Consider the following 6,473-nt stretch of genomic DNA (forward strand, 5'->3'; position numbering starts at 1 on the left):
ACTTGGGGACAACGCTGCGCGTTGCCCCCAGGGTCCACAGCCCCAGCAACAGCAGACCTGAACGAAACGAGAATTGTGTTACCCATGTCGTCGGTTTGAAGTGTTACCCATGTCGCCGGTTGCTCACTGCTCAGCTACTTGCAGCGGACTCGCTTGGGTGAGGGGTTCTCTCCACGAACGCCGCCGCCCGTGGCGACAACCTCTCATCCGGCGCTTCGCGCCACCTTCTCCCACAAGGGGAGAAGGGAAGAATTTCTACACCGGCACTCTCACTGTCGCGCGGAGGCCGCCCATCGGGCTGTCGCCGAGCATGATGTCGCCGCCATGCGAACGGGCGATGTCGCGGGCGATGGCCAGTCCCAGGCCGGTGCCGCCCTCGTCCTGGTTGCGGGCGTCGTCGAGCCGCAAGAACGGCTTGAACACCTCCTCGCGCATGTCCGCCGGAATGCCCGGGCCGTCGTCATCGACGGTGATCGTGAGATAACGGTGGTCGCGGTGGCCGGTGATCGAGATCGCGTTGGCGTGCCGCGCCGCATTGGAGACGAGATTGCCGAGGCAGCGCTTGAACGAGGCCGGCTTCACGGTCACGACGGGCAGTCCGTGGAAGGCGACGGTCGCGGTGTGGCCGTGGCGCTCGGCGTCGTTGCGCAATTCCTCCAGCGCCATCGTCATGTCGGTGGGCTGTGCGACCTCGCCAGAGTCGCCGCGGGCGAAGGCGAGATAGTCCTCCAGCATCATCGACATCTCGTCGACGTCCTTGCGCATGGCGTCGATCTCGGGGCCTTCGCCGAGCAGCGCGAGCTCCAGCTTGAAGCGGGTCAGGATGGTGCGCAGATCGTGCGAGACGCCGGCGAGCATCGCGGTGCGCTGCTCGATCGTGCGCTCGATGCGCGCCTTCATCTCCAGGAAGGCGTGCGCCGCACGCCGCACCTCGCGCGCGCCGCGTGGCCGGAAATTCGGTGCCTCCCGGCCTTTGCCGAAGCTTTCGGCGGCGTCCGCCAAACGCAGGATCGGCTTGATCTGGTTGCGCAGGAACAGCACCGCGACAATCAAAAGGATCGTGGAGGTGCCGAGCATCCAGAAGATGAAGATCTCCGAATTCGATGCGTAGGCGGCGCTGCGCAGCGCGAAGATGCGCATGATCGCGTCGTCGAGCTGCACGCGGATCTCGACCAGGTTGGATCTGCCGACGGTGTCGATCCAGAACGGACGGCCGATCTGGCGGCCGAGCTGCACCGACAGCGACTGGTCGAGCAGCGAAAAGAACGGCTTTGGCCCGGGTGGCGGCATGTCGCCGGGAGGCAGGAAATCGACCACGAGCTGGAGCCGCTGCGCGATCCGGCGCACCTGCGCGCGGTCCTTGTCCTGCGGATAGGTCTTGTAGACGTCGATGAGAGCGGCGATGTCCTGCACCACAGCGGCGGAGAGGCGGCGCGTCACCGTGTTCCAGTGCCGTTCCATGAACACGAAGGCCACCACGGTCTGCAGCACCACCATCGGCACGATCATGATCAGCAGCGCGCGGGCATAGAGGCCGGTCGGCATCCAGCTCTTGAACGCGTTTCCCATCCGGCCATTGGCTCGGGAGACGCGCTGCGAGGCGTTGCGGATCAGGCTCAGGCCCGTGTCGATCGTGCTCATGGCGGATAAGGCTTAAGGCGAGGCCACCAGGCGATAGCCGATGCCGCGCACCGCCTGCAGGAACAAGGGATTGGCGGGATCGCGCTCGATCTTGCGCCGCAGGCGGTTGATCTGCACGTCGACGGCGCGCTCGTTGACGGTGCCGCCTCCGGTCAGCGCGCCGCGCGGCACGGTTTCGCCGGGGCTCGCGGCGAGGACGCGCAGCATGTCCCGCTCGCGGTCGGTCAGATGGATGATCTCCTCGCCCTGGCGCAATTCGCCGCGGTCGAGATGGAAGACGTAGGGGCCGAAGGCGATCTGCTCCAGCGTCTGCGCCGGCGGCGGCGCGGTGCGCTTGAGGATGTTGCCGATCCGCAGCACCAGTTCGCGCGGCTCGAACGGCTTTGCCACATAGTCATCGGCGCCGATCTGCAGACCCTCGATGCGGGCTTCCGCCTCGTGGCGCGCAGTGAGCATGATGATCGGCACCGACGAGGACGCGCGGATGAAGCGCGCGAGATCGAAGCCGTTCTCGCCGGGCATCATCACATCCAGGATCAGCAGGTCGAAATTGAGCCCCAGTAGTTTGGCGCGCGCGTCGCTGGCGCTCATGGCGGTCGTGACGCGATAGCCTTCGCCGCAGAGGAAGCGCGAGAGGAGATCGCGGATGCGGCGATCGTCATCGACCAGCAGCAGGTGCGGCGCGTCGTCGGCCGGTTTCATCGGCATTCGTGCCGTCGCCGCGGCAATGGTTGCTCCCTGCGTCACGTTCACTCCCTCGTCTTCTTGGCCGCGCCGCCGAAGATCGTCTCCAGCACCTTGTCGGGATCGTCGCGGTCGATCATCGCGCGCAGGAACGCCCGCACGGTCTCGACGCCGCCCGGATCGAGGCCGGCGACCGCGCGGTTGATGCGGTCGGTCTGCAATCCCGCCAGCTTGGCCACCAGCGCTTCGCCCTTGGCGGTGGCGTAAAGCAGCCGCTGCCGCCGGTCATTGCTGCCGGTCTTCTGCAGGATGTAGCCTTCATCGAGCAATTGCTTCAGCACGCGGCCGAGCGATTGCTTGGTGATGCGCAGGACGTCGAGAAGATCGGCGACCTTGAGCCCCGGATAGCGCGTGACGAAGTGCATCACCCGATGGTGGGCGCGGCCGAAGCCGAACGCCTCCAGCTCCTGATCGGCATCGCCGACGAAGTCGCGATAGGCGAAGAACAGGAGCTCGATGATGTCCCAGCGCAAATCGCCCGTCCGAGGCCCGGGAGCGGATACGTCCGTTCCCGGAGAATCGGGCTGCGCTGCTGCCGTTGAGAAATTTATGTCAGCCATATTGACGTATCTTGGGTTCAATGTTACAAAACTGCCAGTCACGACGAAATTTTAAATCGTTTCGTCCCTGGCAAAGTTTAGATCGGCCACGAGCAGACCAGTGATGGAGGCTTGGGCCGCAAATTGGGACTACCGTGCGATTGTCGAGCGGCATTTCGACAAAACATACTGGACTTCAGCATCCGGCAAAAGCATGTCCTTTCGGACATGACGGCGATGGAAACCGGCCGTAAGGCTGGCGGTGAAGTCCAGGCCGACAAAGCCAGTCAGGCCCGGAGAGACCGGCGCCAGCAATCGCGCGGATTCCGACAGCGGGAAGCAAGGGCGGAAAGCAAAGGATATGAGTTTGAAATTCGAAATCCAGCCTGCGGCGAATGCGACCTCGGACAAGGAGCGCGCGACAAGGCTCGTGGACCCGGGCTTCGGCCGGATTTTCACCGATCACATGGCTGTGGTCCGCTACAATCAGGCGAAGGGCTGGCATGGCGCGCGCGTCGAATCCCGCGCGAATTTCACGCTCGATCCGGCCACCGCCGTCATGCACTACGCGCAGGAAATTTTCGAAGGCCTCAAGGCCTACAAGCGCGACGATGGCGGCGTGAACCTGTTCCGTCCCGACGCCAATGCCCGCCGCTTCTGGAATTCGGCTGAGCGCATGGCCATGGCGCCGCTGCCCGAGCCCGTGTTCATCGAAGCGGTCGAGCAGCTCGTGCGCATCGACCGCGCCTGGATTCCGGGCGGCGAGGGCAGTCTCTACCTGCGGCCCTTCATGATCGCGAGCGAGGTCTTCCTCGGCGTGAAACCATCAGCGGAATACATCTTCGCCGTCATCGCCTCGCCGGTCGGCTCCTATTTCAAGGGCGGACCCGCGCCGGTGTCGATCTGGGTGTCGGAGAACTACACGCGCGCCGCGATCGGCGGCACCGGCGCCGTCAAGTGCGGCGGCAACTACGCCGCGAGCCTTCGGGCGCAAGCGGAGGCCATCGAACACGGCTGCGATCAGGTGGTTTTCCTCGATGCGGTCGAGCGCCGCTACATCGAGGAACTCGGCGGCATGAACGTCTTCTTCGTGTTTGCCGACGGTTCGCTGCTGACGCCGCCGCTCGGCACGATCCTGCCGGGCATCACGAGGGATTCGATCATCGCGCTCGCGAAGGATGCCGGCACGCCGGTGCGCGAGGAGGCCTACACGATCGACCAGTGGCGCGCTGATGCCGCCAGCGGAAAGCTGAAAGAGGCCTTCGCCTGCGGCACGGCGGCCGTGATCTCGCCGATCGGCAAGGTGTGTTCCACGAGCGGCGAGTTTCTCATCAACGGCGGTGAGGCCGGCCCTGTCGCCATGGGGCTGCGCAAGCAACTGGTCGACATCCAGTACGGTCGCGCGGCCGACCCGCACAACTGGATCAAAAAGGTGCTGTGACCGGCGGCGGATTTATTCCGCCGCCTCGGCGCGACGGTTGCCGCATTCTCCATCCGCTGCTAAATGCGCGCCCATGGCCGACAAACCCAAAAAACCGCAGAAGCTGAAGGCGCGCCTGCCGCGCGGGCTCGAAGATCGCGGGCCGACCGCGATCGCCGCGACGCGCCGGATGACCGAGACCATCCGCGAGGTGTTCGAGCGCTACGGGTTCGAGCCGGTGGAAACGCCGGCGATGGAATATACCGACGCGCTCGGAAAATTCCTGCCTGACCAGGACCGCCCCAACGAGGGCGTGTTCTCGTTCCAGGACGATGACGAGCAGTGGATCTCGCTGCGCTACGACCTGACCGCGCCGCTCGCCCGCTACGTCGCCGAGAATTTCGATCACCTGCCGAAGCCGTATCGCAGCTATCGCGCCGGCTACGTCTTCCGCAACGAGAAGCCGGGCCCCGGCCGCTTCCGCCAGTTCATGCAGTTCGATGCGGATACGGTGGGCTCTGCCTCGCCGGCCGCGGATGCCGAGATGTGCATGATGGCGGCGGACACGATGGAAGCGCTGGGGATTCCGCGCGGCTCTTATGTGGTGAAGGTCAACAATCGCAAGGTGCTTGACGGGTTGATGGAGAGCATCGGTCTCGGCGGTGACGACAATGCCGGGAAACGACTGACGGTGCTCCGCGCCATCGACAAGCTCGACAAATTTCCGGTCGAGGAGATTGAGAAATTGCTCGGCTCTGGCCGATGGGATGGCGGCGAAGAAGGAAAGGGTGACTTTACCGCGGGTGCCGGACTCGACCCTGTCGGAAGATCACGCGTAATTAACTTCACCGGTTGGAAAGGCGATTCATCGTCGGGATCGAAGAGTAAGAGGGGATCGAACGAAGTCACGGTCGCGAACTTCGAAGATGTGGTGGAAGGAAATGCCCTGGGCCAAGAAGGCGTGGCCGAGCTTGCGCAGATCAAGGAGCTACTTGCGGCAGCGGGTTACGATGAAAGCAGGGTTATTATCGATCCCTCCGTCGTTCGCGGCTTGGAATACTACACCGGCCCCGTCTACGAAGTAGAACTTCTCCTCGACACCAAGGACGAAAAAGGCCGTCCCGTTCGCTTCGGCTCCGTCGGCGGCGGCGGTCGCTATGACGGCCTGGTCTCGCGCTTCCGTGGTGAGCCGGTGCCGGCGACGGGATTTTCCATCGGCGTGTCGCGGCTGCAGGCGGCGCTGACGCTGCTTGGCAAGCTCGATACGCGGCCGCAATTCGGGCCCGTCGTGGTGACGGTGTTCGATCGCGAGCGGGTCGCGGATTATCAGAAGATGGTCGCGCAGTTGCGTAGCGCCAACATCCGCGCCGAGCTCTATCTTGGCAATCCCAAGAACATGGGCAACCAGCTCAAATATGCCGACCGCCGCAATAGTCCTTGCGTCATCGTCCAGGGCTCCGACGAAAAGACGCGCGGCGAGGTGCAGATCAAGGACCTGATCGAAGGCGCGAAGGCGGCCGCGGCAATCGCTTCGAACCAGGAATGGCGCGAGACCCGTCCGGCGCAGTTTTCGTGTGCGGAGGCCGACCTCGTCGCGAAGGTCCGCGAGGTGCTAGCGCGGCATGAGGTGACGTGGGGGTAGCTGAATTCATCATACGCGGGCTTGACCCGCGTATCCATCTTCAAAATGATGGATTGCCGGGTCGAGCCCGGCAATGACGGCCGGGCCAGTGAACGACAACAAAAGGGAGAGCGAGAGATGCCTGAGATCACCGTGAACATGGCTGCCGGCCGCACCGAAGAGCAGAAGAAGGGCATGATGCTCGACATCACCCAGGCGCTCGTGAAGAACCTCGGCGTCGACGCCGAAGCCGTCGTGATCCAGATCAACGAGGCGCCACTCACCCACAAGATGAAGGGCGGCAAGACGTTCGTTGAACGCGCCGCCGCGGCGAAGAAGTAGCTCTCGTCGTCCCCGCCTTGTGCGCAATTGCGCACTGGAGCGGGGACCCATATGTGGACGGCCCCCGTGGCACAAGAGCTTTTGAGGTGATCGGATCGCTTGCATCCATATGTCCGGCCTGTTTGATGCGATCGGATGATCGCTGGCCAAGATGGGATGCGCGAGG

The 6,473-nt window shown here is 64.1% G+C and carries 6 protein-coding genes; 3 read left to right on the forward strand and 3 right to left on the reverse strand.

The window, feature by feature from the left end; all coding sequences use genetic code 11:
* Window positions 1-255: 255 nt before the first annotated feature.
* The 3 genes from ACZYOF_RS41370 to ACZYOF_RS41380 are packed head-to-tail and all read right to left on the reverse strand — an operon-like array spanning window position 256 to window position 2,945.
* Window positions 256-1,641 carry an ATP-binding protein gene (locus ACZYOF_RS41370; RefSeq protein WP_130583711.1) on the reverse strand — a complete coding sequence of 462 codons (1,386 nt, stop codon included), beginning with the start codon at window positions 1,639-1,641 and terminating at the stop codon, window positions 256-258.
* A gap of 12 nt (window positions 1,642-1,653) precedes the next feature.
* Window positions 1,654-2,349, reverse strand: coding sequence for a response regulator (locus ACZYOF_RS41375; RefSeq protein WP_130583714.1), 696 nt, complete (start codon window positions 2,347-2,349; stop codon window positions 1,654-1,656).
* Window positions 2,350-2,390: 41 nt separating this feature from the next.
* On the reverse strand, window positions 2,391-2,945 hold the full coding sequence (locus tag ACZYOF_RS41380) for a MarR family winged helix-turn-helix transcriptional regulator (RefSeq protein WP_028163906.1): 555 nt from the start codon (window positions 2,943-2,945) through the stop codon (window positions 2,391-2,393).
* Window positions 2,946-3,285: 340 nt separating this feature from the next.
* On the opposite strand from ACZYOF_RS41380, the gene ACZYOF_RS41385 reads away from it, so the two are divergent.
* The 3 genes from ACZYOF_RS41385 to ACZYOF_RS41395 all read left to right on the forward strand — a co-directional run bounded on the left by ACZYOF_RS41385 (window position 3,286) and on the right by ACZYOF_RS41395 (window position 6,307).
* Entirely contained in the window at window positions 3,286-4,365 is a 1,080-nt protein-coding gene (locus ACZYOF_RS41385) for a branched-chain amino acid aminotransferase (RefSeq protein ID WP_130583712.1), read from the forward strand.
* Between the two features lie 169 nt (window positions 4,366-4,534).
* Entirely contained in the window at window positions 4,535-5,986 is a 1,452-nt protein-coding gene (hisS, locus tag ACZYOF_RS41390; RefSeq protein ID WP_463719350.1) for a histidine--tRNA ligase, read from the forward strand.
* Window positions 5,987-6,103: 117 nt separating this feature from the next.
* Window positions 6,104-6,307 carry a tautomerase family protein gene (locus ACZYOF_RS41395; RefSeq protein WP_028163903.1) on the forward strand — a complete coding sequence of 68 codons (204 nt, stop codon included), beginning with the start codon at window positions 6,104-6,106 and terminating at the stop codon, window positions 6,305-6,307.
* Window positions 6,308-6,473 lie beyond the last annotated feature (166 nt).

It is taken from the genome of Bradyrhizobium sp. LeoA1Lang, assembly GCF_055413685.1.

Coding starts and splice junctions, on each gene's coding strand:
- ACZYOF_RS41370 (WP_130583711.1), bottom strand. CDS start 1,641: ATGAGCACGATCGACACGGGCCTGAGCCTGATCCGCAACGCCTCGCAG.
- ACZYOF_RS41375 (WP_130583714.1), bottom strand. CDS start 2,349: ATGCCGATGAAACCGGCCGACGACGCGCCGCACCTGCTGCTGGTCGAT.
- ACZYOF_RS41380 (WP_028163906.1), bottom strand. CDS start 2,945: ATGGCTGACATAAATTTCTCAACGGCAGCAGCGCAGCCCGATTCTCCG.
- ACZYOF_RS41385 (WP_130583712.1), top strand. CDS start 3,286: ATGAGTTTGAAATTCGAAATCCAGCCTGCGGCGAATGCGACCTCGGAC.
- hisS (WP_463719350.1), top strand. CDS start 4,535: ATGACCGAGACCATCCGCGAGGTGTTCGAGCGCTACGGGTTCGAGCCG.
- ACZYOF_RS41395 (WP_028163903.1), top strand. CDS start 6,104: ATGCCTGAGATCACCGTGAACATGGCTGCCGGCCGCACCGAAGAGCAG.